We start from the raw sequence: 553 nt of genomic DNA, 5'->3' as shown, positions 1-553 counted from the left end.
CCGCCTCTCGCGCGCCGAAGGCGGACGCCGCCGCGCCCGGCGACACGCCCGACGTCGAGAAGCCGACCCCGCGCGCGTCGTCGGCGCGGAACGCGGCCACGACCCCCGCTCCGCGCACCCCGCGCACGCCGGCGGCCGAGAAGCCCGCGACTCCGCGGACTGCCGCTGCGAAGAAGCCCGCGACCCCCCGGACGTCCGCGGCCACCCCGCGCACGCCGGCGGCGAAGAAGCCCGCGACCCCGCGCACGCCGGCGGCGAAGAAGCCGGCAACGCCGCGGACGCCCGCGGCGAAGAAGCCCGCGACTCCGCGGACGCCCGCGGCGAAGAAGCCCGCGACTCCACGCACGTCCGCGGCGGAGAGCCGCGTCGATACGACGGACGTCCCCGTGGTCAGCGCGCCCATCGGCGAGCCGGGTCCGCCCCCGCCGCTGCCCGCCGACCTGATCGTGCCGCCGCGTCCCCCGCTTCCGTCTACGGTCGAGACGGAGGCTCCGGCCGGTGACCCGACCCCGGCGGATGTTGCGGTCGAGGAGCCGCCGGTCGCAGAAGACGC

Annotated in this window: 1 protein-coding gene; it reads right to left on the bottom strand. The window is 79.0% G+C overall.

Features of this window, described 5'->3' with window-relative positions; all coding sequences use genetic code 11:
- A partial coding sequence (locus AC1B00_RS09645; protein WP_488849513.1) for a hypothetical protein occupies window positions 1–403 on the bottom strand: 403 nt, incomplete at its 3' end.
- Between the last annotated feature and the right edge of the window lie 150 nt (window positions 404–553).

The sequence above is a fragment of the Campylobacter sp. DY7 genome (genome assembly GCF_057802535.1).
The sequence above is the reverse complement of the archived record's forward strand: the minus strand, read 5'-3'. Positions and strand labels throughout refer to the sequence as shown.